At 70.9% G+C, this 23,973-nt stretch carries 21 protein-coding genes; 8 read left to right on the forward strand and 13 right to left on the reverse strand.

The features are described 5' to 3' along the window. Position 1: 1 nt before the first annotated feature. Positions 2–1,294, reverse strand: a complete 1,293-nt coding sequence (locus EF387_RS27995; protein ID WP_238431745.1) for a glycosyltransferase family 2 protein — start codon at positions 1,292–1,294, stop codon at positions 2–4. Continuing rightward, on the reverse strand, positions 1,291–2,037 hold the full coding sequence (locus EF387_RS28000) for a glycosyltransferase family 2 protein (RefSeq protein WP_128379387.1): 747 nt from the start codon (positions 2,035–2,037) through the stop codon (positions 1,291–1,293). The genes EF387_RS27995 and EF387_RS28000 overlap by 4 nt, the downstream gene beginning before the upstream one ends. 113 nt (positions 2,038–2,150) lie before the next feature. Between EF387_RS28000 and EF387_RS28005 the strand changes: the two genes are divergently transcribed. Together EF387_RS28005 and EF387_RS28010 are read left to right on the forward strand one after the other, a co-directional pair. Next, a complete protein-coding gene (locus EF387_RS28005) occupies positions 2,151–2,906 on the forward strand; it encodes a TetR/AcrR family transcriptional regulator (RefSeq protein ID WP_420802631.1) in 756 nt (251 codons plus the stop codon). A gap of 120 nt (positions 2,907–3,026) precedes the next feature. Then, on the forward strand, positions 3,027–3,782 hold the full coding sequence (locus EF387_RS28010; RefSeq protein WP_128379388.1) for a TetR/AcrR family transcriptional regulator: 756 nt from the start codon (positions 3,027–3,029) through the stop codon (positions 3,780–3,782). A 205-nt stretch (positions 3,783–3,987) separates the two neighbouring features. Here EF387_RS28010 and EF387_RS28015 read toward each other — a convergent pair whose 3' ends face one another. The 3 genes from EF387_RS28015 to EF387_RS28025 form a co-directional block, all read right to left on the reverse strand. Then, positions 3,988–5,391, reverse strand: a complete 1,404-nt coding sequence (locus EF387_RS28015) for a cytochrome P450 family protein (protein WP_128379389.1) — start codon at positions 5,389–5,391, stop codon at positions 3,988–3,990. Positions 5,392–5,553: 162 nt separating this feature from the next. After that, positions 5,554–6,834: an MFS transporter gene (locus EF387_RS28020; RefSeq protein ID WP_128379390.1), complete on the reverse strand. Its 1,281-nt coding sequence runs from the start codon at positions 6,832–6,834 to the stop codon at positions 5,554–5,556. A gap of 666 nt (positions 6,835–7,500) precedes the next feature. Then, positions 7,501–8,406: a LysR family transcriptional regulator gene (locus tag EF387_RS28025; protein ID WP_128379488.1), complete on the reverse strand. Its 906-nt coding sequence runs from the start codon at positions 8,404–8,406 to the stop codon at positions 7,501–7,503. A 93-nt stretch (positions 8,407–8,499) separates the two neighbouring features. On the opposite strand from EF387_RS28025, the gene EF387_RS28030 reads away from it, so the two are divergent. Next, entirely contained in the window at positions 8,500–9,591 is a 1,092-nt protein-coding gene (locus tag EF387_RS28030) for a YeiH family protein (protein WP_128379391.1), read from the forward strand. Positions 9,592–9,733: 142 nt separating this feature from the next. Here EF387_RS28030 and EF387_RS28035 read toward each other — a convergent pair whose 3' ends face one another. The 7 genes from EF387_RS28035 to EF387_RS28065 form a co-directional block, all read right to left on the reverse strand. After that, positions 9,734–10,606, reverse strand: coding sequence for a MurR/RpiR family transcriptional regulator (locus tag EF387_RS28035; RefSeq protein WP_128379392.1), 873 nt, complete (start codon positions 10,604–10,606; stop codon positions 9,734–9,736). A gap of 52 nt (positions 10,607–10,658) precedes the next feature. Beyond that, on the reverse strand, positions 10,659–12,158 hold the full coding sequence (locus tag EF387_RS28040; protein WP_128379393.1) for an aromatic amino acid ammonia-lyase: 1,500 nt from the start codon (positions 12,156–12,158) through the stop codon (positions 10,659–10,661). 160 nt (positions 12,159–12,318) lie between these two features. Beyond that, positions 12,319–13,245 carry an ABC transporter substrate-binding protein gene (locus EF387_RS28045; RefSeq protein WP_128379489.1) on the reverse strand — a complete coding sequence of 309 codons (927 nt, stop codon included), beginning with the start codon at positions 13,243–13,245 and terminating at the stop codon, positions 12,319–12,321. Positions 13,246–13,308: 63 nt separating this feature from the next. Next, entirely contained in the window at positions 13,309–13,998 is a 690-nt protein-coding gene (locus EF387_RS28050) for an ABC transporter permease (protein WP_128379394.1), read from the reverse strand. Beyond that, a complete protein-coding gene (locus EF387_RS28055; RefSeq protein ID WP_128379395.1) occupies positions 13,995–14,660 on the reverse strand; it encodes an ABC transporter permease in 666 nt (221 codons plus the stop codon). Before EF387_RS28055 ends, EF387_RS28050 begins: the two co-directional genes overlap by 4 nt. Beyond that, positions 14,653–15,861: an ABC transporter ATP-binding protein gene (locus tag EF387_RS28060; protein ID WP_128379396.1), complete on the reverse strand. Its 1,209-nt coding sequence runs from the start codon at positions 15,859–15,861 to the stop codon at positions 14,653–14,655. The genes EF387_RS28055 and EF387_RS28060 overlap by 8 nt, the downstream gene beginning before the upstream one ends. 174 nt (positions 15,862–16,035) lie before the next feature. Further along, entirely contained in the window at positions 16,036–17,274 is a 1,239-nt protein-coding gene (locus EF387_RS28065; RefSeq protein WP_128379397.1) for an RNA-guided endonuclease InsQ/TnpB family protein, read from the reverse strand. Between the two features lie 316 nt (positions 17,275–17,590). On the opposite strand from EF387_RS28065, the gene EF387_RS28070 reads away from it, so the two are divergent. Beyond that, on the forward strand, positions 17,591–18,490 hold the full coding sequence (locus tag EF387_RS28070; protein WP_128379398.1) for an amidohydrolase family protein: 900 nt from the start codon (positions 17,591–17,593) through the stop codon (positions 18,488–18,490). 6 nt (positions 18,491–18,496) lie between these two features. Further along, positions 18,497–18,991, forward strand: coding sequence for a cysteine dioxygenase (locus tag EF387_RS28075; RefSeq protein WP_128379399.1), 495 nt, complete (start codon positions 18,497–18,499; stop codon positions 18,989–18,991). A 9-nt stretch (positions 18,992–19,000) separates the two neighbouring features. Here EF387_RS28075 and hutU read toward each other — a convergent pair whose 3' ends face one another. After that, positions 19,001–20,650 (reverse strand): urocanate hydratase, encoded by a 1,650-nt coding sequence (hutU, locus tag EF387_RS28080; protein ID WP_128379400.1) that lies wholly within the window; start codon positions 20,648–20,650, stop codon positions 19,001–19,003. 22 nt (positions 20,651–20,672) lie between these two features. Between hutU and EF387_RS28085 the strand changes: the two genes are divergently transcribed. Genes EF387_RS28085 through EF387_RS28095 form a run of 3 tightly spaced genes read left to right on the forward strand, consistent with a single transcriptional unit; the run spans position 20,673 to position 23,922 of the window. Next, complete coding sequence (locus tag EF387_RS28085) at positions 20,673–21,395, forward strand: GntR family transcriptional regulator (protein ID WP_128379401.1); 723 nt, start codon at positions 20,673–20,675, stop codon at positions 21,393–21,395. Next, the gene (locus EF387_RS28090; protein WP_128379402.1) at positions 21,392–22,405 is read left to right on the forward strand and encodes a 3-hydroxyacyl-CoA dehydrogenase family protein; all 1,014 of its coding nucleotides are present in this window, start codon (positions 21,392–21,394) and stop codon (positions 22,403–22,405) included. Before EF387_RS28085 ends, EF387_RS28090 begins: the two co-directional genes overlap by 4 nt. After that, a complete protein-coding gene (locus EF387_RS28095) occupies positions 22,402–23,922 on the forward strand; it encodes an HAL/PAL/TAL family ammonia-lyase (protein WP_128379403.1) in 1,521 nt (506 codons plus the stop codon). The genes EF387_RS28090 and EF387_RS28095 overlap by 4 nt, the downstream gene beginning before the upstream one ends. The last annotated feature ends 51 nt before the right edge of the window (positions 23,923–23,973 follow it).

Raw genomic sequence — 23,973 nt, forward strand, 5'->3', positions numbered from 1 at the left:
CTCAGGCGCGGCCGCTGGTGAGACGTCCGCGCAGATAGCCGTACGGTCCGTAGGCCATTCCCCGCAGTTCCAGGAGAGTGAGGTTCCGGGACCAACCAGCCACCGGATCGTTGCTGCGGGCTCGGGATCTGCTCATCACGAACCGGATACCGCCGGGAAGTCTGCGCAACAGGGCGTACAGCCTGCGGGGATCACGTGCCAGGGCGCCGGTGAGATAGGCGCCGAACCCGACGCCGTAGCCGAAGACCTGTGCCGCCACGGCGTCCGGCGTGCGACGGTGGCGGTGCCAGACGATCGCATCCGGCTGGTACGCGAGCTTGTGCCCGGCGTGCAGGACCTCGAAGAACGACAACAGGTCGTCGCCGCTCCGCGCCGGGGTGCCGGCGCCAGTCGCCGGGTCGAAACCGCCCAGGGAACGGATCACGTCCGTCCGGAAGGCCATGTTCGCTCCGGAGCCGAAGCGCCCGGCCGTGAAGGGGAACAGCGGCTCGTCCGGCGGTTCGCTGAGCGACCAGGTGCACGGTGTGTATCCCTTCGCGTAGTCGCCGAGGCACTCCAGCACGACCTGGGTCGCGGTCTCGAGCTCGGTGGGCAGGATCAGTCCGGTGACACACCCGATCTGCGGGTCCCGTACGAACGCAGTGGCCAGGGCGGACAGCCATCCGGGATCGACGAGGGTGTCGTCGTCGGTGAAGGCGACCAAACTGCCCCGCGCACGGGCCAGCCCCGTGTTGTGGGCGCGGGCCAGGCCGGCGACGGGTTCGCGCACATAGCGGACGCGGCCGCGGAAGGCTCGGCGCACCAGCGATTCGGTCGCATCGTCTGCCGGTGCGTTGTCCACGACGATGACTTCGAAATCCGGATAGTCCGACCTGAGCAGCGAGCACAGGCACCGGCGCAGCAGCTCCGGCCGGTCCCGGCTGGCCACGATCACACTGATGGCGGGTGCTTCACGGAGGGCGTGAAGCCGGGGCAGCTGGCAGGGCGGCGTCGGGCGGCCGGCGTCCGGGGCCCTTGCCTCGTCCGCTGCGAGGTGCCGGGCGACCTGGCTTGCCAGCTCACCCTGTGCGGCGTTGACGACGGACCGCCAAAGGCCGTCGGGTCCGGAACCGTCTGCGGCACTGACCATGCCCACCGGAAGACCGTGCAGTCGCACGAGGGCCCATACCTGCCCCTCCGGCAGAAACAGCTCACGGCCGCCCGGACGCCGGAACTCCCCGGGACGCGACAAGTCGACATCGGCCACTCGGGCCGGGGCCCGGACGAGGTCGGGGCGCAGGGTGACGGCCTTCACGACGCGCTCCGCGCCTTCAGGATGGCGGACCGAGCACCGGGCCGTTCCGAGAGCAGGGTCCGCATCACCCGGCGTCCGTCGGATACGGCGTGGAGATTCGACCGACCGCTGCGCCGCGGCAGTTCGAGGCTGGGGACCTCGGCGATACGCAGTCCCGAGCGCAGGGCGTGCACGACCATCTCGGTCTCGATCTCGAAACCGTCCGCGTGCAGGTCCAGCTGATCCAGGAAGCTCCGCCGGAAGGCGCAGAAGCCGTAGCACAGATCAGTCAGGGACGCGTGGTAGAGCCGGTTGGCGGTCGCCACGAGCACGTGGTTCCCGAGCCTCCGGATGCGGGTGATGTCCAGCGAGCCACCACCCTCGACGAAACGCGACCCCTTGACGAAGTCGAAGCCGTTGTCGAGGAAGTGCAAAAGGTGAGGGATCTCGGTGGGTGACATGCTGCCGTCGGCGTCGATCATCACGACGTAGTCCCCGCTTGCCTTGTCGAAGCCGGTACGCAGCGCGTTCCCCTTCCCGAGACCGCTCTGCGGCACGTAGACCACGGACGGCAGGCAGTGCACGGCCATGGGCACCGTCGCGTCACTGGAGTCTCCGTCGACGAGGATCACCTCGTCGACGCATTCCGGGATCTGCTCCAACACCCATGAGATGTTGCGGGCCTCGTTCCGCGCCGGCACGACCAGGCTCACCTTCGACCGCGGTCGGCCATTTCCCTCGTTCATGATCGGGTCGCTGTACATGATCAAGCGTCTCCCAGCACCTACGGCATATATTTACGGCGTATATCTACACTTTCGCCCGATTTGCGCCTACCGTCAAGAGATACCGACGGGTTCGTAGCAGCCTTCGGAGGATGTCCATGGCAAGGCCGCACAGCCACGCCGAGCAGAGCGCGGGCGTGGGCAACAGCGCGGGTGAGCGGAGCCGCAATGGTCGGCTGACCCGGGAACGGGTGCTGGCCGGCGCCCTGGAACTCGTTGACCGGGAGGGCCTGTCCACGCTGAGCATGCGCCGGCTGGGCGCCGAGCTCGGCGTGGAGGCGATGGCTCTGTACCGGTACGCGGCCGGCAAGGACGCCCTCCTGGACGGCCTCGTCGAGGCGGTCTACCTCGAGGTGGAGGAGCGGCTGGACCTCGTCGTCGGCACGGCGACCACGCCGGGGGAAGTCCCCTGGCGCACCGGACTGCACCGGATCGCCCGGGCGAACTACGAGGTCCTCCTCGCCCACCCGCAGGTGGTGCCACTGCTGTTCACCCGCATGATGGAGGTTCCGTTGGCCCGACGTCCGCTCGCCGTCCTGAAGGACCACGAGCGAGTACTGGCCCTGCTACGGCAGGCCGGCTTCGACGAAGTCGGTGCCGCCGCCGTCTTCCGCGCCTTCACCGCCTGGGTCCTCGGCTACATCTCCATGGAACTGTGCGCCATGGTCGACAACCCGGACGAACCCGACCCCTCCTTCCGCCTCGGACTGCACCGCATGCCGCCGCAGGACCTGGCCAGACTCCGCGAGGCCGCGCCTGCCCTCTCCCACCCGGGCGGTCCGCAGGGACTGGCCAGCGGGCTGAATGGACTGCTCGACCGCTATACCCGGACGGAGGGGCAGCGGTGACCCGTACGGTCCTTCGACGGCGACTCGCCTGGACCACGCGCCGACACCAAATCGGCCCGTGCCTGCGTAGGGTCAGGCGGTGATGGCGCAGGGAACGGTGCATGAGGTCGGAGGCAGGGAATGGCACGTGACCCAGGAGCAGGCCCGGCGCGCCGGGCCAGTGACCGGGGCCGGTACGGCCGACTGAGCCGGGAACGGGTACTGGCCAGTGCGCTGGAGCTGGTCGACCGGGAGGGTCTGTCCGCACTGAGCATGCGCCGGCTGGGCGCCGAACTCGGTGTGGAAGCCATGGCGCTCTACCGGTACGCCGCCGGCAAGGATGCCCTGCTGGACGGCCTGGTCGAGGCCCTGTACCTCGAGTTGGAGGAACGGCTCGCCGCCGACGCCGACGGCACCGCCGCGCAGGGTGCGGACGCCGGGCCCGGGGGCGACGGCTGGCGCTCCGGGCTGCACCGGATCGCGCGGGCGACCTACGAGGTCTGCATCGCGCATCCGCAGGTGGTGCCGCTGCTCGCCACCCGCATGCTGGCGGTTCCGCTCGCCCGGCGCCCCATGGCGGTGCTCAAGGACCACGAGCGCGTCCTGGCCCTGCTGGAGGAGTCGGGCCTCGACGAGGAGGGCGTCGCCGCCGTCTTCCGGGCCTTCACCGCCTGGGTCCTCGGGTATGTGTCCGTGGAACTGCGGGCCATGGTCGACAATCCGGAGGAATCGGATCCCGCGTTCCGCCTGGGGCTGCACCGCATGCCGCCCCAGGAACTGCCCAGGCTCCGCGGTGCTGCCCCCGCCCTGGCCGAACAGGGAGGTCCGGAGGGACTCGCCGCCGGGCTCGACGCGCTGCTCGACCGTGTTGCGCAGCCGGACGGTCAGGAGAGCTGAAAGCCCTGTGGCGATCCCCGGCAGGGGTTCGCCACAGGCCCTGAAAGCCCCGGGCGGGCCCTCTGCGACCGTCCCCTACTGCACCGAGCAGGGCGGGCCCGAGGGGCTGGCAGCCGGTACTCGACGCCCTGTTCGACGGGCTGGCCCTGGAGCAGTGATCCGCCCCGGAGGGGTAACCGCAAACCACGGTTTCCCCTCCCGGCTGTCAGCGCCCCCCGCGGATCAACCCTGTCAGATACCGCCACAGCGACGACCGCTGCTGGGTCTCCTGGTCCGGGAGGGCCGGGGGTGCCGTTTCCTCCGGGTCAGAGGCGGGCGTCGGCCGGGGCGGGGGGTCCTCGGTCAGTTCGTAGCGCACGGGCAGCGAGCGCAGGCCGCGCATGAACGGGGAGGAGCGCCACGGGAGTTGGTCGGCCGGAAGGGCCAGGGTCAGGTCGGAGAAGCGCTCGAACAGGCGGCTCACGCCGGCCGCCGCCACCATCGAGGCGAGTTCGCGTGCGGGGCACTGGCGGCGGCCCGCGCCCCATGCCAGGTGCGCCCGGCTGCTGATGGTGGAGCCGGACGCCATCTGTCCGGCGAAGAGCGGGTCGGCGTGCGCGGCCGCGGAGGAGACCCAGACCGGGTCGCCCGCGTGGATCATGTAGTTGCCGAGCGGGGTGTCCCGGGCCGCGAACCTCGGTACGAAGTTCACCAGCGGTGGCTTGCGCATGACCACCCGGTTCATGGTCTCCCGGACCATCCCGGCGGAGAGGCTGGCGCGTACCCCGCCCTCGCCGGAGATGACCTCGACGACGGTGTTGGAGATGAGGATCCCGACGTGGTCGGAGGTCATGCCGAGCAACATGAACAGCTCACGGGCGAGTTCGTCGACGGTGAGCCCCGGGTGCGCGGCCAGCAGGTACGAGGGGAAGTCGTTCCCCGGCTGCTTGATCTTCACTGCCGCCAGATCCGCCAGGGTCTCCAGCAGCCGTCCCAGGGCGGGTTCCGCGTCCGGGCCCGCGTCCAGCACCCGCCACATGTCCATCAGCGCGTCGTCGCCCTGCGAGCCGGGGAAGCCCAGCAGATGACTCGCGACCATCAGCGGCAGCGGCCGGGAGAACTGCGCGGACAGGTCCGCGACTCCTGTGCGGCCGCCCTGTCCTATCAGGGTGATGAGCGCGTCGGCGTCGGCGGTGGCGGCCGCCTTCAGCCGCTTCGCCTCGGGCTGGCGGGGGTCCTGGAACGGTCTGAGCGCGGTGTCCCACGCCATCCGCAACGCCCGGTAGCCCGGACCGCCCTGGATCAGCACGTGGTTGACCTCGAGGGAGGGCCCGAGCGGCCAGTCGGCGGGCACTCTGCCCTCCGACCGGGCCCGCCAGTTCTCCAGCCCCTTGGGCCAGTTGTTGTCGTCCTGGAGCACTTCGAGCGCCTCGCGGTACCCCAGTACCAGCCACGCGGGCACGCCCAGCAGATCCACCGGGGCGACCGGGCCGTGCTGTTGGCGCAGGCGCTCGTAGACGAGTGCCGGACGCGTCTCGTAGTCGCGCGTCAAGAGCGGCTCCGGAGTCATCTCCTCCAGCCGCGCGTCGTCAAGGTCCATGGACGCGCCGTCACCAAGGTGGGTTTCCATATCGAGCAGCCCTCCGACACTCCCCGTTCCAATGCGTAACCGATCGGTGGCTACTGACCGGTTGGAGACCATACCTCAGGCCGCCCGTGGTAACGGAAGAGGGTGGCGTGACGTTTGCGGCCGGTCCCGGTCCCGGTGCCGCTGTTGTCCGACGTGCCGTCGTCAGACGGTGGCCTGGGCCTGGCTGTCCGCGGTGCGCAGCACCGGGTCCGCGCGCAGCCGCAGGAAGGCGAGGGCGAGGGCGACGGCCTGCAGCGCGCCACACACGGCGATGACGTGGTCGAGTGCGGACGGCGGGGTCAGCGCGACCATGATCCCCGCGATCGGGAACGGCAGCAGCAGCAGAAGGATGGTCAGGGAGAGGGTGCTGCCGAAGACGGCGGGCGGGATGAGGAGGGAGCGCAGGGTGCGCAGTACGACGGTCAGGCCGCCGTCGCCCGCCATGAACAGTGCCATGAGCACCGCGTACGTGGTGTAGGTGGGCGCCTGGGACAGGGCCAGACACGCTGCGGCCGCGACGGTGGAACACACGACGCCGACTCCCCACAGGCCGAGCCGGTTGAGTGCGATCCGGCAGGCGGCGACCGCGAGCAGGGTGGACGCCGCGGCGGCCGACCAGAGGGTGCCGACGGCGGCGGTGGACAGGCCGAAGCGTTCCACCACGATGATCGGGCTGGCCGACTGGAGCAGCGCGAGCGCGAGGTTGGAGATGGCCAGTCCGGCCACCAGCCAGCTCAGCACCGGCAGCGCACGCAGCGTCAGCCACCCGACCTTCAGGCCGTCGCCCCGCTGCGAAGCCCCGCCCTGCGCGGAGCGGAGCGGGGTCGGCGGGGTCTGCAGGGCGAGCGCGGCCGCCAGGAAGGAGAGCGCGCTGAGGACCGCCAGCATCCGGCTCGGTCCGGCCAGCAGGAGTACGCCGCCCAGCACGGGCCCGGTGAGGGTCGCGGTCTGGTCGATGCCGATCAGCACGGACTGCACCCTGTGGGCCTTGGTCTCCGCCCGGCGGCTGACGATGGCGCCCACGGCCTCGTTGGCGATGAAGCTGAACTGGGTCAGGGCACCGGTGGCGGCGGCCAGCGCCATCACGGTAACCGTCTCCGCCGTTCCCTGCGGGAGGACGATCAGCACGGCGGTCCCCGCGGCGACCAGCAGCCCCCGGGTCAGCGAGGCGACGAAGCACACGACGGCGGCGCCGCGCCGGTCGACCAGATCGCCGGCCAGACCGAACGCCGCGACGCGCGGGATCCATTCCAGGGCGAAGGCCAGCCCGGTCAGGGAGGCGGAGTTGGTGGTGGCCAGCACGAGCAGGGGCATGGCGTAGGTCGCCATGGAGAAGGCCAGTGCGTCGAAGGCACGCGGCGCGTAGACCCGGCGGAGCAGGCTGCCCTGGGGAATGGCTGCGTGCCGGCCCGCCGGTCGGCCCTCGTACACGGAGATGGTCACGGAGGATGGGTGCTTTCGGTCAGCGATGAGCGGCGGCACAACTCGGCCTTGGAGGAGGGCGTTTCGGGGGTGCCCGGCCGGTTCTGCCCAGGGGGGAGACAGACTGATGGTTTGTCAGGGGAGTGTAGGGGCTGGGGGTCAGCCTGAGCGCGGTTGGGGGCGCCGGTCCTGCTTGGTCGAGGTCATGGCGCGGTGTCCGGTCACGCAAACTCCGCTCTTCGTGAGGACAGGATGGAGACGGACATGACGAAACGACCGACATGCCCAAAGCAGAGAACTGGCGCTGTTCTACGCCTGGTTGAGACGTGAACCACAGTGCAGCCATAAGGTAACCGATTGTTTCGCGTTACCAGAGGGGTAATCAGCCAAAAGTGAGGGCGGAGGTTCCTCAACCGACCATTCCCGCGCCGGCCAGGCAAGGAAGTAGACCCCGGCAGGCAGTTTCTGTTCGCAGAATCCAGAGATAGCGCAATGACGTGCACACATCAAGCCTTGAGATGGACTCGGACAGATCCGATGTCAGAGGACGCCGTCGATCTCGGCTTCGCACGACGCCGACGTGCGTGAGCCCGCGAGGACGCCGGCCTCCGCGAAGAATTCCAGCCGGAGCGAGGCAGGGATCTCCGGCCGGAGCGAGGCAGGCGACGTACCGGGCCGGCCCCGAGCCTACCGGCGGGTGGCGATGCCGAGCAGAGTGGCCGCCGGGCCCGTCGGCGGCGTATCGGGAAGCCAGACGGCGCGGAACGTACGGCGCAGCATGCCGGGCATGTCCAGTGGCACGTGGATCAGCCTCCGGTCGCCCAGTTCCGCGGAGACGGCGAGGCGGCTCAGTGCGGCGGGCGCGCCGCCGGCCGTCACGGCGGCCTTGATCGCGGCGGTGGAACCGAGCTCGGCGGCAGGCGACGCGGGCTCGCCGGCCTTGCGGAGAAGTTCCCACAACGCGTCGCGGGTACCGGACCCCTGTTCGCGCAGGATCAACGGGGTCGCGGCGAGTGTGCGCAGGGGCAGCGGGCGCCGGCGCCTCGCCCACCCGTGGTCCGGTGAGACCACGACGACCAGTTCGTCACCGCCGACCGCCCGGCTGCGCAGACCGAGCGGCGCGCGGGGCCCCTCGACGAATCCCAGGTCGGCCTCGCGGCGGCGGACCATGTCGGCGACCTGCTCGGAGTTGCCGACCCGCAGGCCGACCTTCACCTGCGGAGCCTTGGCACCCAGGGCGATCAGCCATCCGGGGATCCGATGGTCGGCGATCGTCATCGACGCGGCGATACGCAACCGGCCCTGCTGGTCGGCGTGGAGGGCGACGACGCCGCTGACCAGCGCGCGGGCCGCGTCGAGCACCGGCCGTGCCCAGTCCACGACCGTGGCCCCGGCGGGGGTCAGCCGGGATCCGGTGGGACCGCGTTCCAGCAGGACCAGCCTCAGTTGCCGTTCCAGGGCGCTGATCCGCATGCTCGCCGCCGGCTGGCTGATTCCGTGCCGTACCGCGGCCTGCCCGAGGCTCCCGGTCTCGGCGACCGACACCAGCAGATCCAGCACCTTCAGCTCCGGAGTCCCCGGAGGCAGGCCCATCAGCTCCACTTATGACCCCCTGCGGAATCGGTCTCTACCGAAGGCCGCCGAGCGCGGCGATCGTGAGGAAGCGGGTCCAGTGAAGGAGACGCCATGGAATCGCCCCACGTCGTAGCGGTCAAGACACCCGCTCGGCGCATACCCGGCCGTGCCGGGCGCGGGTACCGGGTGCCCGGCGCCGCCCTCCCGGGGCTCGCTGTCACCCTGGTCGTCGCCTCGGCGTCCACGTGGCTGGGCGGTCTGGTGCCGACGGTTGGCGGCCCGGTGTTCGGCATCGCGGCCGGTGCTGTCATCGGTCCCCTGCTCGGACGGGTCCTGTCGCCCGCACGGGCCGCGCGTCTTCGCCCCGGGTTCGCGGTCGCGGGCAGACAGGTGCTGCAGGCGTCGATCGTCGTACTGGGAACGGGACTGTCCCTGCGGGACGTTCTGCGGGTGGGGAGTGACTCGCTCCCGGTCATGCTCGGCACGCTGGCCGTCGCGCTGAGCGGTGCCTGGCTCGTGGGCCGGCTGCTGCGCATCCACGCCGAGACCCGCCTGCTGATCGGGGTGGGTACGGGCATCTGCGGCGCCTCGGCCATCGCCGCGGTCACCGCCGTGATCGGCGCGGCGGAGGCCCGCGTCGCGTACGCCCTGGGCACCATCTTCACCTTCAACATCGCCGCCGTACTGCTGTACCCCCTGCTCGGGCACTGGCTCGGGCTGTCGCAACAGGCATTCGGGCTGTGGAGCGGCACAGCGATCAACGACACATCGTCGGTCGTCGCGACCGCCTACGGCTATGGAACCGCCGCAGGAGCATACGCGGTAGTGGTCAAGCTGACCCGCAGCCTCATGATCGTGCCGATCTGCGCGGTCCTGCAGATACGGCAGTCCCGGCGCCGACGCGCCGGACAGGTCCCGGGCAGCACCGGCATCCCTGCCTGGCGCGCGTTCCCGCTGTTCATCGTCGGGTTCCTCGCCGCGTCGGCGGTCGCCACACTCGGTGGCGTCCCCGTTTCCTGGCACCCGGCGCTGTCAGCGGCCGGCACATTCCTGATCACCACGTCCTTGTCCGGGATCGGCCTGTCGCTGGACTGGTCGCTCGTCCGTGCCGCGGGGCTGCGGCCGCTGCTGCTGGGTGCGATCCTCTGGATCGCCGTCGGTGCGACCGGACTCGCGCTGCAACTGCTCACCGGCCGTCTCTGACGTGCCCCCTGGCTGCGACGTGCCCCCGGCGGCAGGTTCTCCGCACCGGCCGGCCCTGTGGCTGACCGCGCGCGACGAGCCGCCCGCGGCGTCGGTCCCGGATCCGAGGGGAGCGCGGTTCTCCGGAGCGATGCGCCGAGGCTCACTCCGCGAACAGCCCCTGCCCCGCCGCTCGCGCGTCGAACTCCTCCAGGCGGGCCTGGGCGTCCGGCAGGCCGTCGCACATCGCCTCCAGCAGAACCTGCCCGAGCAACATGGGGGCGCACGCCGTGTCGAAGACCAGGCCGGTGCCCACGGCGGCCGGGAGGAGCAGATCGCTGTGGGCGGCCACCGGGGAGAACGCGGCATCCGCGATCGTCACCACGGTCAGCCCGACGGCGCCGGCGTGCTCGAGCGCGTCGATGACCTCGCGCGGGTGGCGCGGCAGCGCGAAACACAGGAGCGTCGTCGCCCCGGCGTACCGGGCCGCGTCGATACGGTCGGCGAGCAGCGAGCCGCCTTCGTCGAGCAGCCGTACGTCGGGGTGCACCTTGGCGGCGAAGTAGACGAAGCCGCGGGCTTGGGCGGCTGAGGCGCGCAGCCCGAGGACCGGCAGCGGCCGCGAGGCGGCGAGCAGCCTGCCCGCGCGTTCCACGGGACCGGAGTCCGCGAGCAGGGACACCAGATCCCGCAGGTTGTCGATCTCGGCCTGCACGGCCTGCTGGTACTGGTTGTTCGACAGCCCGTCCGTGGCGGTATCGGCCGGTGCGACGTCCCGCAGATGTCTTCGCAGCGCCGGATAGCCGTCGAAGCCGAGGGCGACCGCGAAACGGGTCACCGACGGCTGGCTCACCCCGGCCAGCTCGGCCAGCTCCACGCTCGACAGGAAGGGCGCGGCCTCAGCCTGCCGGACCATGCAGTGGGCGATGCGGCGCTGCGTCGGCGTCAGCCGACGCCCCTCGAAGAGCCTGTGCAGCCGCGCCGAAGCGCCGGGCTGGCGAGGCGTGCCGACGCCCGCTGCGTCCGTCTCAGTCATCCGTTCTCCCCAGCCGCTGGACTTGAGTGACCCCGCTCGTGCCGGGCGGGACTCACAGCTCGGCGAACCGATGGAGCATCCCGGCCGCCGTCATCACGTCGTCCGACAGCGGGCGGTCCCTCATGCCCGGGTCGAGGAACTGTTCCGCCAGTGCGAAGGCCCGTCCGACGGGCAGTTCCAGCGCGGGCCGCAGTTCGCGCTGGCGCAGTGCCCGAACCGCCGCCACCAGCTCGCAGCCGAGCACGAGCCGGTAGTTGGCGGCGATCCTGAGGGTCAGGCGGGCGGCCAGTGAGGCGAAGCTGGCCTGTTCCTCGACGCCCCGGGAGAGCACGGCGTGGCCGAGCGAGGCGGGCGCCGAGGCGGCGCGGAGATCGCCGAGCGCCGCGCCGGCCGCGTACTCCAGGATCATCACACCTGAGCTGGCGGGCAGTCCGTCGGCGAGGAAGGGGTGCAGCCCGGTGTAGTCGGGTTCGGAGAGCGCGGAGAGCCGGGCGGTGGACAGCCGAGCCGTCTGCAGCAGGGACAGCCGGAAGTGGTCGAGGGCCAGCGCGACCTGGGCGAGGTAGAAGTTCCCGTGATGGTAGGCGGCCCGGTCCCCTGAGCAGATCAGCGGGTTCTCGGCGGCGGCGTTGATCTCGACCTCGAGCACCCGCTCCAGCGCGTCGGCGGCGTCCACCGCCGGGCCGTGGATCTGGGGCAGGCAGCGGAAGCCGTACGGGTCCTGTATCCGGCCGAGCGGGGGCGCCGGCCGGTCGGGCGCGCCGAGGGTGTGGCGCATCCGGGCGGCGACGGAGAGCGCGCCGGAGTGCGGGCGGGCGTTGTGCACGGGCGCGGCGTAGGCCTCGTACGAGCCGTCCACCGCGAGCAGTGAGAGAGCGGCGACGACGGTCGTGCTCGCGAGCAGCCCGCGCAGCTCTTCCAGGGCCAGCGCGGACTGGCCGAGAGTGAGGGCGTTGCTGCTGATCAGGGCGAGCGCGTCATTGTTGTCCAGGGTGATGGGTTCGGGCGGCGGTCCGCCGGCCCAGGGATGCTCGCCGGCCAGGGCCAGTCCCGTCTGGGCGAGTGCGGCCAGATCCCCGGTGCCGACGGCCCCGTACTCGTTGACGACCGGGTGGGCGCCGGATCGCAGGGCCGCGACCAGCGCGGTGATGACGGCGGGGTTCAGCCCGGCGCCGCCCCGCAGGAGCTGGTTGGCGCGGATGGCGAGCATGGCCCGCGCCTGACGGGCGGGAAGCGGTTCGCCGATCGCCCCGGCGTGGCTGCGCAGCAGCCGCAGGCCGTGGTCGGCGTCGTCGGCGGGCACCGCCAGGTGCCGGTTGCCACCGACACCGGTGGTGCGGCCGTAGACACGGCCGCCGAGGACGAGTTCGCAGGCAGTGTGCCAGGAGTGCTCGGCCGCCTGCAGCGCCCCGGGATCCACCGCGGCAGGCAGGGAGCGGTCGGCGAGCCGGACGAGATCGGTGACGGTGAGGCTCCGGCCGTCCAGGACGACGGCATCGGCGCGGTCGGCGGGACGTTCACCGGTTACGGCCGCGGTACGGGACGCCGGCATGTGCGACTCCTCTTTCTCCACTTCCTGCACTCCTGCACTGCTGCACTTCGTGCACTTCCTGCACTCGTTCCGGCTACGTAGGGGGTGGTGGGCCGCGCGGGGACGGAACGCGGACGGTGGGCGCCGAGGGGCGGACGGTGACCCGCCCGCCCCTGACTCGTCAGCTCAGGAGGCCGGCCTGGGTCAGCCAGTCCTTCGCGACCGTGTCGGCGTCCTCCTTGTCGTTGACGAGCTTCTTCATCATCTCCAGCAGGTCCTCGGTGGTGAGCTTCGCCGAGATCGCGTTGAGCGCCGCCTTGGACTTGTCGTCGAAGGCCTCCTTGTAGATCAGGGGGGTCACGTTCTGCGAGGAGAACAGGTTCTTCGGGTCCTCCAGCACCACCAGCTTGTCCTCGACGATGGCGGGATCGGTGGTGTAGAGGTTGGCGGCCTGGACCGTGTCCTTCTTCAGCAGTTCCAGCAGGGTGCTCTGGGCGCCCGCGTCCAGCGGCTGGAACTTCTTGAACTCCACGCCGTAGACCGATTTCAGACCGACCAGGCCCTGGGTGCGGGTCTTGAACTCCGAGCTGCCCCCGATCGTCATCTTGCCCGCGACGGCCTTGAGATCGGCCAGCGACTTGAGGTTGTACTTGGCCGCGATCTCAGGGGTGACGGTGACCGAGTCCTTGTCCTCGGCGGTGGAGGAGTTGAGCATTTCCACGGACGAGGGCAGCTTCTGCTTCAGTTCGGCGTTGATGTCCTCGGTGTTCGTCGCGGTGCTCTTCGGGTCGACCGCCACCGCGAGCAACGCGCCGTTGTACTCGGGCATCACGCTGATGCCGCCCTTGACCACCTGGTCGTAGTAGACCTCTCGCGCTCCGATGTCGAACTTGCGGGTCACCTTGAAGCCCTTGGCCTCCAGGGCCTGCGCATAGATCTCGCCGAGCAGCTGGTTCTCGGGGAAGTTCGCCGAGCCGACGACGATGTTCTTGCCGCCGCCCTCGCCGCTGCTGCCCGTCAGCGGATTGTCTTCGCTGTCACCGCCCCCGCCCCCGCAGGCGGTCAGCGAGAGCGTGACGATCAGGCCGAAGGCAGCGGCGCGGTACATGCCTCTCATGGGTGCTTCCTTTCTTAAGTCTCAACAGCCCGCGAGCCGGGGGCTCGAGGAAGTTCAGGATCTGGCCGCCGAAGCCCGCAGGCCCGGCGAGACGATGACGCGCCGCAGCGCGGTGAAGACGACCTGGACGACCAGCGCGAGCACAACCACAACGGCGGATCCGCCGATGACCAGTTCGTAGTCGTTGCGGGCCAGTCCATCGACGATGAAGCGGCCCAGACCGCCGAGACCGGGATAGGCCGCCACTGTCGCGGTGGCCACGACCTGGATCGCGGCGACCCGCAACCCCAGCAGGATCAGCGGCAGCGCCATCGGCACCTCGACCCGCAGCAGGACCTCCCACCCGGTCATGCCCATCCCGCGGGCGGCATCCCTCGCATCCGGGTCCACGCCCCTGACCCCCTCGAAGGTGTTGATGAGGATGGGCGGCACCGCCAGCGCGATCAGGGCGATCAGCACAGGTGTGGTGCTGAGCCCGACGACCGTGACGACCAGGACCACCAGGCCGAAGGTGGGGATCGACCGCGCGAGGTTCGCCACGCTGGCGACGGCGAACGCGCCGCGGCCGGTGTGCCCCACCAGCAGCCCCAGCGACAGCCCGATCAAGGCGGCGAACAGCAGCGACAGACCGCTGTAGGTCAGATGCTCCAGCAGCCGCTGCGGGATGCCCTCCGCACCCTGCCACTGCTGAGAGGACGTCAACCAGTCGGCGACCAGGCGGACTTGGCTCAGAAAGTCGTTCACGCCGTCTTCCCCCTGTCTTGGGCCCACGGGGTGAGCAGCCGCTGAGCCAGCACCAGCACCGCGTCGGTGACAAGCGCGAGCAGCATGATCAGTACGGTGGCCGTGACGATCGGGGTCGGAAAGTCCAGCTGCAGGCCACGGGTGATGTAGTACCCGAGACCGCCCTGGCCGATCAGCTGCCCCACCGCGACCAGACTGATGGAGGAGACGGCGGCGACGCGCACACCGGCGACGACGACGGGCACGGCGATGGGCAGTTCGACCTGGACGACACGGCGTACAGCGGTGAATCCCATGGCCGTGGCCGCCTGCCGTACGGGCTCGGGGACGGACGCCAGCCCGTCCACGACATTGGGCACCAGGACCGACAGGGTGTACAGCGTCAGCGGGATCATCACCGTCTGCTCGGTCAGCCCCGTATACCGCACGAAGATCATGAACAGGGCCAGTGACGGGATCGAGTACAGCACGTTGGCCACGGTCAGAGTCGGCGGGTAGAGCCATCTCCAGCGGTGGCAGAGCATGCCCAGCGGCACCGAGATGATCAACCCGAACAGCACCGGTAGCAGACCCAGTTGGAGGTGGACACCGGTGTAATGGGCCAACTCGCCGACATGGTCGCCGATCCAGTCCCACCGGACCAGCGGCTCCCCGTCACTCATCGCTCATCACCGCCCGTGTCGCCGTGCCCCCGTCGCCTGTGACCACCGCGCTCGCGGCCGCCTCGCCCGTGACCGCCTCGTCGGTTACGGTCTCGTCCCTGGCCGCGTCATCCCTGGCCATCGCGGCGGCCAGCTCCTGCGCGTCCGTGACACCGACGACCGCGCCCGCGCCGTCCACCGCCACCGCAAGCCCGGACGGCGACAGGAGCGCCGCGTCGAGGGCGGCTCGCCCCGAGTCGCCGACGAGGCTGAACGTGTGGCCGAGCGGTATCAGCGTCGCGTCCGCGAGCGTGCCGCTGTCGGGCAGTTCGGCGACGGCGGCCCAGCCGAGCGGCCGCCGGTCCGTGTCGACGACGAGCACCCAGGGCTTGTCCGCCGACCCGGCCCGCACTTCGGGGACGGAAGTGGTGTCGGGCAGCACCGGACCGTCGCGCAGCGGCACATCGGCCGCGTTGACGAACGACAGCCGGCGAATACCGCGGTCCCGTCCGACGAAATCGGCCACGAACTCGTCGGCGGGCCGGGCGAGCAGCCTCTCCGGAGTGTCGAACTGCGCGAGTATGCCGCCGGTTTGGAACACCGCGATGTTGTCGCCGAGCTTGATCGCTTCGTCGATGTCGTGGGTGACGAACACGATCGTCTTGTGCAGCTCCTTCTGCAGCCGGATGAACTCCGCCTGCAACTCCCCCCGGACGATGGGATCGACGGCGCTGAACGGCTCGTCCATCAGCAGCACCGGCGGATCGGCTCCCAACGCCCTGGCCACCCCGACCCGCTGCTGCTGCCCGCCGGAGAGCTGGTACGGATAGCGCTTGGCCATCTCGCCCGGCAGCCCCACCAGTTCCAGCAGTTCCGCCGCCCGCGCCCGCGCCTTCTTCCGGCCCCAGCCGAGCAGCAGCGGCACGGTCGCGATGTTGTCCAGGACCGTCCGGTGCGGGAACAGCCCGGCGTGCTGGATCACATAGCCGATGCCACGGCGGAGCTCGGGGGCGTCGACCTCCCTGATGTCCCGGCCGCGCAGGCTCACCGTCCCGGTCGTCGGCTCCACCATGCGGTTGGCCATGCGCAGGGTCGTGGTCTTGCCACAGCCCGAGGGACCCACCAGGACCGTGATGCCGCCCTCGGGAAACTCGAGGGACAAGTCGTCCACGGCGTTTGTGCCGTTCGGGTACTTCTTGCTCACCGCATCGAATCTGATCAAGGCTGCCCCTTAACCGGCTGCATATTGTCATTCAGAGTCGTGGGTGAATGAATGGCCGTCAATGCTTTGGCGTAAAGGGCACGTTACGTTCGCCGAGCGAAGCCCAGAAAATGTCGGGATGTGAGCCATCTGCGAGCTATGTGCCGGGCCGTTCGTTTAGTCAGCGACCCGGGACTAAAGTCCCGGGCTTGCACAACGGGCGCCACTGGCTGTGGTGCTGCGTTTGCGTCCTGTCCCACGCCCTCGTTCGGGAGGTGGGTCTGGGGCGGTTGACTGCGCCCCGCTTCGCCACAACTGCCACGCTCTCGCGCGAATGTTGCGGGAGCTGTTCCGGTCTGCGTGATCAACGAATCCGCAGGACCGGCACGCGAACCAGGCCTGTGAAACCCGGTTCGCCTTGTCGATGTGCCCGCATTCGGCGCAGGTCCGGGAGGTGTACGCCGGATCGACGTACACCACCGGCACCCCTGCCTTGCGGGCCTTGTACGCGATGAACTGCCCCAGCTGGGCGAAGGCCCAGCTGTGCAGGGTGGCCCGTTGGGGCTTGCGAAGCCGTACCCGTTCGCGGATGCCCGTCAGGTCCTCCAGGGCGATTCCGCGACCGGTGCGTTCAGCCTCGGCCACCACATGTTTCGCGATCTTGTGGTTGATGTCCTTGGCCCGCCGCGCCTCCTTGCAGCGCCGCTTCTTCAGTCGGCGCTTGGCGGACGGGGTGTTCTTCTTCTGCAGCTTGGTGCGCAGCTTCCGTTCCCGGACCCGGACTCGGTTCAGTTCACGCCCGGCCATGATCTCGCCGTCGGACGTGGTGGCAATGTTCACGATGCCCAAGTCGATGCCGAGGAAGTCCACAAGGTCGGTGTTCAGCGGTGCTTCGGGCACCTCACAGGTGGCCAGCAGAAACCACATGCCCTCCCGGTGCACCAGGTCGGACTCGCCCTTGCGGTACAGGGCCAGGGTGGCCATCTGCTCCGGTGACGAGGTGAACGCCACGTCCTTGATCCGCCCGGCAGTCGTCCAGATCGAGACCCGGCGCTGGTCGATCTGCCAGGACAGCATCCGGTCGTCGTAGGGCTGCGCACCCTCCGGGCGGAAGGTGACCGGCTTCTCCACCGCCCTGCGGTAGCGCTTCGAGCCCGGCCTGCCCAGGTTCCCGGCCCTCAGGTTGGCCTTCAGCGTCGCGTACGCGTCGCAGGTCTTCTTGATGACGTGCTGGGCGGCCTGCGCCCCCAGCCCCCAGCGGGCCTTGATCTGACGGTAGGTGTGCTCGCGCAGCGCGAAGTTGCTCTTCACGTCCTTCTCGAACGCCACGCCGCTGGCCCAGGTGGCCGCTTCGTTGCAGGCGCGCAGGGTCGCCTCCAGCGCCGCCGCCTGCACGGGCGTCGGCAGCAGTCTGACCTGCATCACCAGCTTCACGATTCACGAAACCTACACGCGCGTACGACTGCCCACCGTATGTTCACCCCACGTCACCCGACCGGGTGAACCCGCCACCGTGTGGCACAGCACCGGCTCAGCCGGACACGATGCTCGGCCGCTTCGCGGCCGAGCATGCACAAGCGATACCGCGGCGCTCCACGCCGCGACCACGAGGATGCGATTCCACTCTGAAGTTCCTCGCAAGAATCTGCTGAACCGGTCCACTGATTGCGGTTCAGTTGACCGTCAGTGAGAAGGTCAGTGGCTGGGTTCAGTGAAGTGACTCCGGCGGGACCTTCCGGGGAGGAGTGTCGTGACCAACGTCGACGTGCACCAACACCTGTGGAGTCCCTCCCTTGTGGCGGCCCTGCGAGCACGGCGCGAACACCCCTTCCTGGACGGTTGGACCCTCCACACCGACGGTGAGCCGCCCTATGAGGTCTCTCCCGCCGACCACGACATCGCCCGTCGTGCCGAGCTCGCCGCCGCCGACGGCCTCGGCCGGGCGCTCGTCTCGCTGTCCTCCCCGCTCGGACTGGAGTGGCTGCCCTCCGATGAGGCACAGCCGCTGCTCGACGCCTACCACGAGGGCGCGGTTGCACTGCCCGAGCCCTTCGGGGCCTGGGCCGCCGCCTGCGTCCGGGACATCGACGCCGACGCGACGGCCGCCGCACTCGACCTGGGATTCGCCGGCCTGCAGCTCCCGGCGAACGCTCTGGGCGACGCGACCGGTTACGCGCGCTGCGCGCCGCTGCTCGATGTGCTCGAGTCGCGCGGCCTTCCACTGTTCGTCCACCCGGGCCCCGCGACCGGCGGGCCCGCGGAGCCCGGCTGGTGGCCGGCGCTGGTCCCCTACGTCCAGCAGATGCACGCCGCCTGGTTCGCCTTCCGGGCCTTCGGCCGGACGCGCCATCCCCGCCTGCGGGTGTGCTTCGCGCTGCTGGCCGGTCTCGCCCCGCTGCACGGGGAGCGCCTCGCCGCCCGTGGCGGCGGCAGGGGGGAGGTGGATCCGGACGTGTTCGTCGAGACGTCCTCGTACGGGCCGCGCGCCGTCGACGCGGTCGTCCGCGCCCTCGGTGTCGATGTCATCGTCCAGGGCACAGACCGGCCCTACGCCGAGCCGCCGCGGTGCCCCGCCTTCGGCCTGGGCGAAGCCGCGGAGCACGCCTTCCGCGTCGCCAATCCGCGTCGTCTCCTCACCGGAACGGAATGATCACCCATGCCTCTCGAAGCCCTGCCCGCGCAGTGCCTTGGCAAGCAGGAACTGCGGGATCTCGTCGACGCACTGGCAGACCAACCGGAGATGTGGCGTCACCACGTCGCCTGGTCCACCGGGAAACGGCACTACGCGTCGCTGCACCGGGACGAGTTCGTCGACGTGTGGCTGCTGTGCTGGACCCCGCAGAGCGACACCGGCTGGCACGACCACGACGTCTCCTCCGGCGCCGTACGAGTCGTCGAGGGCGCCCTGAAGGAGTGCAACCCGCGCATCGGCGGCGCCCACCTGGAGACCGTCGTGTCAGAGGGCGTGTCCTTCTGCTTCGGCCCCGAGCACATCCACCGGCTCGTCGGCGCCACCGACCGGAGCGTCTCCATCCATGCCTACTCGCCACCGCTGTGGCGGCTCGGCCAGTACTCCATCGACGACGGTGTGCTGCGCCGGCTCTCGGTCAGCTACGCCGACGAGCTGCGCCCCCTCGACGAGGTGGCATAGGCGACGGTCTCATCCCAGATCGACGCCACACTCCCGGGCCTTGCGGGTGGCCTCGTCGTATCCGGCGTCCGCGTAGCGGGCCACACCCAGCGCCGGGTCGGTCCAGAACACCCGGCGGATCTTGCGTTCCGCGAGTTCGCTGCCGTCGGCGACCACCGTGAGGCCCGTGTGGATGCTCCGGCCCACCCCGACGCCGCCGCCGTTGCCGACGGAGACCCAGGAGGCGCCCTGGGCGGCGTTGAGCAGCGCGGCCAGGACGGGCCAGTCGGCGATGGCGTCGCTGCCGTCGAGCATTCCCTCGGTCTCCCGGGACGGCGAGGCGACGGCAGCGGGGTCCATGTGGTCCCGGCCGAGGGCCAGCGGGCCGATCTCGCCGCGCCGGACGAGTTCGTTGAGCCGCAGGCCCACCGCATGCCGTTCGCCGAGTCCGAGCCAGCAGATGCGGGCAGGCAGTCCCTGCCGGGCGACCCGGGCGCGGGCCAGCGTGAACCAGCGCTCCAGCGACGCCGTACCGACCACCTCGAGCACGGCGTCTTCGCTGCGGCGCAGATCCGCAGGGTCACCGCTGAGGCACACCCAGCGGTACGGACCGACCCCGCGCGCGAAGATCGGGCGCACGTACTCGGCCACGAATCCGGGCAGTTCGCCGGCGCGGCCGGCTCCGGCCGCCACCGCCTGCGCCCGCAGGTTGTTGCCGTACTCGAAGACGACCGACCCACGCTCGCGCAGCGCCAGCAAGGCGTTCGCGTGCGCGCGCAACGACGCCTGTACGGCGCTGCGATAGGCGGCCCGGTCCAGGCCCTCGGAGCGCGCCTCGTCCGGCGTGTACCCGACAGGCACATAGCCGTGGTCGAGGTCGTGCGCGGCCGTCTGATCGGTCGCGATGTCGACGGCGACGCCGTCCGCCACCAGCCTCGGCAGGATCTCGGAGACGTTGCCGACGAGCGCGATGGCGGCGGGGTCGGACGATCCGGTGAGGTCGGCGACGGCCGCGCCGTAGTCGGGCGCGATGCGGTCGACCCAGCCCGCGTCGAGTCGGCGCTGCGCGCGCTCGGGGTCGACCTCGACGATCAGGCCCCGGCCGCCCAGATTGGCGATGGCCAGACCCTGCGCACCGCCCATTCCGCCCAGCCCGGCCGTGACCACCCGCCGGCCGGCGAGCGTGCCGCCGAAGTGACGGCGGGCGATGGCCGCGAACGTCTCATGGGTGAACCCGAGGATGCCCTGAGTCCCGATGTAGAACCAGGACGCGGCCGTCATCTGGCCGTACATGGTGAGCCCTGCGTCCTCCAGCCGACGGAACTCCGCCTCGCCCGACCAGGCGGGCACGACCATCGCGGTCGAGATCAGCACCCGCGGCGCGTCCGGGTGCGTCGGCAGCACCGCCACGGGCTTGCCGGACTGCACGAGCAAGGTCTCGGCGGTGCCGAGCCGTTCGAGGGCGGCGACGATCGCGTCGTACGCCGCCCAGGAGCGGGCAGCCCGTCCGCGACCGCCGTAGACGACGAGCCGGGCGGAGTCCTCGGCGACGGCTGGATCGAGCGTGTTGAGGAAGCAGCGCAGCACCCCCTCCTGCTCCCACCCGCGGCAGCGCAGCTCGGTACCGGTCGGCGCCGGGGCGCCGAGTCTTTCCTCGGTTGAGGCGTTGATTGGATCCATGTATCCAATCTAGTATCCGAGCATGTGCCCGTCACCACCATCCGCCCGGGGTGAGACGCTCGCGGTCGCGAGCCTCGCCGACGAGATCGCCTACCGGCTGCGCGCCGACATCCTCGACGGGCGGCTGCCGTTCGGCGCCCGCCTCCAGCACGAGGAGCTGGCGGCTCGCTTCGGGGTCAGCCGGACGCCCATCCGCGAGGCGCTGCGCAAGTTGCAGGCCCTCAACCTCGTCGAGCTGACACCCAACCGTGGCGCGACGGTGCGCGCCCCGTCCCGGGCGGAACTCGTCGAGGTCTACGAACTCCGCGCCGAACTCGAGGGCTTCGCGTGCGCGCTCGCGTGCGACCGCGCCTCCGCCGAGGATCTGGACGAATTGGAGCGGACGCAGGAACGGCTCACCGAAGCCGTCGCCACGGCCGGGCGAATGGAAGACGCGGAGCTCGACGCGGCCGTGACGGACGCGAACAACGCCTTCCACGGTCTGATCCACGAGGCCGCGTGCAACAGGCGCCTGGCCGAGTCCATCGAAGCTCTGCAGCATGTCTTCCCCCGCGACTCGGTCTGGCGGGTCATCGCGCACGACGAGACGGCTCTGACGACCATGAACGTGCGGGAGCACCAGGCCATCGCCGCCGCACTCCGCGCCCGCACACCGGACGCCGCGCGTACGGCGATGCGCGACCACGTCCGCGCCGCCGGTGAGATCCTGCTCGCTCACCTCGACGACCAGAAGTTCTGGGGATGAGCGCCCCCACCGGCCGGGTGCTGGTCGTCGGCGGCGGCGCCATGGCCACCGGCATCGCCGCCCGCCTCGCCGCCGCGGGGATCGAGACCGTCGTGCTCGTCCGGCGCGCGGAGGCGGCCGCGGCGACCCGGGACGAGATCGCCCGGCGGGTCGGAAGGCTCGTCGCAATCGGCGAGGCATCCCCGGGACCGGCACCGACATCGGCACCAGGACCGGCACCGACATCGGCACCCTCACCCTCACCCTCACCCTCACCCGCAGAACGGTCGGGGATATGCGCGACGGTTCTGGTCGGTGAGGCACCGGGGCCGTTCGCGCTGGCCGTGGAGTCGATAGCCGAGGACGTGGAGGCGAAGCGCGTCGCCCTGGCATGGGCCGAGGCGCTGGTCGCCGACGACGGAATCGTGGCGACCAACACATCGTCACTCCGGCTCGCGGATCTCGCCGACGGCCTGGCGCGTCCTGAACGCTTCGCCGGCTGGCACTGGTTCAACCCGGCCGAACTCGTGCCGCTCGTCGAGGTGACAGGCGGGCCGCTCACGGCGCCGGACACCCTGGAGCGGCTTGCCTCGCTCTCGCGGGCTATCGGCAAGCAGCCGATCACGCTCCGTCGCGACCACACGGGCTTCGTGGCCAACCGGCTGCAGTACGCGCTGCTGCGCGAGGCCTACGCGCTGGTCGAGGAGGGCGTCTGCGGCGTGGAGGACGTCGACCGGGCCGTCGTCAGTGGTCTCGGCGCGCGCTGGGCCGCGATCGGTCCGTTCGCGGCCATGGACGCGGCGGGACTCGATGTCCATGAAGCCGTCGCCGAGCAGCTGTTCCCTCAGCTCTCCCGCTCGACCGAGGTGCCGGCGCTGCTTCGTCGGGTCCGCCGCAGCGGTGCGACGGGGATGAAGGGCGGTCGTGGCCTGCTGGGCGACTACCCGCCCGGCGCCGCGCAGGAGGTCGCCGCGCGAAGGGACGCGCTGCTCGCCCTGCTGGCCGGAGCCGGGCGGGGGGCCGGGGCATGACGTCCCTCACGGACCTCGTGGCGGCCGGAGCCGAGCCCACCGGCGGCGCACTCGTCCTGGGCGATGAGCCCCTGCGACCGGCCGACGTGGTGGCGGTGGCGCGGGGCCGCCGCGTCGTTGTGGGCGACGCGGCCCGCGAGCGGATGCGCGCCTCGCGCGCCGCGCTCGAGGGCGCGCTGGCCCGTGGCGATGTCGTGTACGGACTCACCACCGGGGTCGGCGCGAACAAGACCGCGGCGATCGAGGCTGACCGGCAGGCCGCCTTCCAGCCCTTGTTGCTGCGCGCGCACCGGGTGGGGCACGGACGGCCCGCGCCCCCGGAATTCGTCCGGGCGGCGATGGTCGTACGGGCGGCCGGCCTCGCCGTCGGCGTCGCCGGCGTACGGGCCGAACTCGCCGACGCGTTCTGCCGGGCCCTCAACGCCGACGTGACGCCTCGCGTCCACCTGCTCGGCTCCATCGGGCAGGCCGACCTGAGTCAACTGGCCGAGATCGGGCTGGCCCTCATCGGCCACGGAGACGACGGCGCCGCACTGGCGGCGCGCGGCCTCACCCCGATCGAACTCGGCCCGCGCGAGGCGCACGCCATCGTCAACAGCAACGCATTCTCGGTCGGGAGCGCCTGTCTCGCCCTGGAGCGGGCGAACCGGGCCGTCCGGGCACTGGACGTGTCGGCGGCGCTGTCGCTGGAGGCTCTGACGGGGAACGTCGACGCCATCCATCCGGCCGTCGCCGAAGTACGCCCGTACGCCGGCGCCCGGGAGACGATCGACCGGCTGCGTGCGCTGCTGTCCGGCGGCGCATTGCTGACCGGCGCGCGGCCGGCCCGCGCTCTGCAGGATCCGCTGGCGTTCAAGGTGGTGCCGCAGACACACGGTGCGGCACGCCAGGCGCTGGCGCACTGCCATGACGCTCTCGAAGTCGAGCTCGCCTCCTCCGGCGACAGCCCGATCATGCTCGTCGCGGAAGACCGGGCGATCTCCACCGGAAACCACGACATCGCCCCCGTCGCCATCGCGCTCGACTACGCGCGGCTCGGCCTCGCACAGGCGGTCACGATCGCGGGCGAGCGGGTACAGAAGCTGCTGGACTCGGCCTTCACCGGGCTGACGACCGGGCTCCGCGCCGATCCCTCCGCGCCCGATGACGGCCTGGCGATCGTCGCCAACGGCGCGGCGAGCATCGCCGGCGAAGCGCGCCTGATCGCGCAACCCGTCACTCTTGAACAGCCCACCAGCGCGATCGCGGCCGGTATCGAGGACCGGATCACGATGGCACCCACCGCAGCCCGCCGCCTCCACGAGATGGCGGGCCTGGCGCTGCGGCTGGCCGCTGTCGAGCTCACCTGCGGCGCTCAGGCCGTCGACCTGCGCGGACACGCCGACGACCTGGGCCAAGGGACGCGACGCGCCTACGCGGCGACTCGGCGGTCAGTCCCCTTCGTCGGCGTGGGCGAGGCACCGGACGGCGACCTCGACGCGCTGGAGGAGTGGCTCGCAGGCGACGGCCTCCCCTAGCGCCGACCGGGAAGTCCGCCACGCACCCGCACACCACGATGTGACATCCAA

Source organism: Streptomyces cavernae (assembly GCF_004023625.1).
Lineage (GTDB): Bacteria > Actinomycetota > Actinomycetes > Streptomycetales > Streptomycetaceae > Streptomyces > Streptomyces cavernae.

Excerpts from the sequence above, each read along its gene's own strand:
- EF387_RS28075 (WP_128379399.1), top strand. The coding sequence starts at position 18,497 with ATGCCTCTCGAAGCCCTGCCCGCGCAGTGCCTTGGCAAGCAGGAACTG.
- EF387_RS28030 (WP_128379391.1), top strand. The coding sequence starts at position 8,500 with ATGGAATCGCCCCACGTCGTAGCGGTCAAGACACCCGCTCGGCGCATA.
- EF387_RS28095 (WP_128379403.1), top strand. The coding sequence starts at position 22,402 with ATGACGTCCCTCACGGACCTCGTGGCGGCCGGAGCCGAGCCCACCGGC.
- EF387_RS28090 (WP_128379402.1), top strand. The coding sequence starts at position 21,392 with ATGAGCGCCCCCACCGGCCGGGTGCTGGTCGTCGGCGGCGGCGCCATG.
- EF387_RS28045 (WP_128379489.1), bottom strand. The coding sequence starts at position 13,245 with ATGTACCGCGCCGCTGCCTTCGGCCTGATCGTCACGCTCTCGCTGACC.
- EF387_RS28055 (WP_128379395.1), bottom strand. The coding sequence starts at position 14,660 with ATGAGTGACGGGGAGCCGCTGGTCCGGTGGGACTGGATCGGCGACCAT.
- EF387_RS28035 (WP_128379392.1), bottom strand. The coding sequence starts at position 10,606 with ATGACTGAGACGGACGCAGCGGGCGTCGGCACGCCTCGCCAGCCCGGC.
- hutU (WP_128379400.1), bottom strand. The coding sequence starts at position 20,650 with ATGGATCCAATCAACGCCTCAACCGAGGAAAGACTCGGCGCCCCGGCG.
- EF387_RS28040 (WP_128379393.1), bottom strand. The coding sequence starts at position 12,158 with ATGCCGGCGTCCCGTACCGCGGCCGTAACCGGTGAACGTCCCGCCGAC.
- EF387_RS28010 (WP_128379388.1), top strand. The coding sequence starts at position 3,027 with ATGGCACGTGACCCAGGAGCAGGCCCGGCGCGCCGGGCCAGTGACCGG.
- EF387_RS28085 (WP_128379401.1), top strand. The coding sequence starts at position 20,673 with ATGTGCCCGTCACCACCATCCGCCCGGGGTGAGACGCTCGCGGTCGCG.
- EF387_RS28015 (WP_128379389.1), bottom strand. The coding sequence starts at position 5,391 with ATGGAAACCCACCTTGGTGACGGCGCGTCCATGGACCTTGACGACGCG.
- EF387_RS28025 (WP_128379488.1), bottom strand. The coding sequence starts at position 8,406 with ATGGGCCTGCCTCCGGGGACTCCGGAGCTGAAGGTGCTGGATCTGCTG.
- EF387_RS28005 (WP_420802631.1), top strand. The coding sequence starts at position 2,151 with ATGTCCATGGCAAGGCCGCACAGCCACGCCGAGCAGAGCGCGGGCGTG.
- EF387_RS28000 (WP_128379387.1), bottom strand. The coding sequence starts at position 2,037 with ATGTACAGCGACCCGATCATGAACGAGGGAAATGGCCGACCGCGGTCG.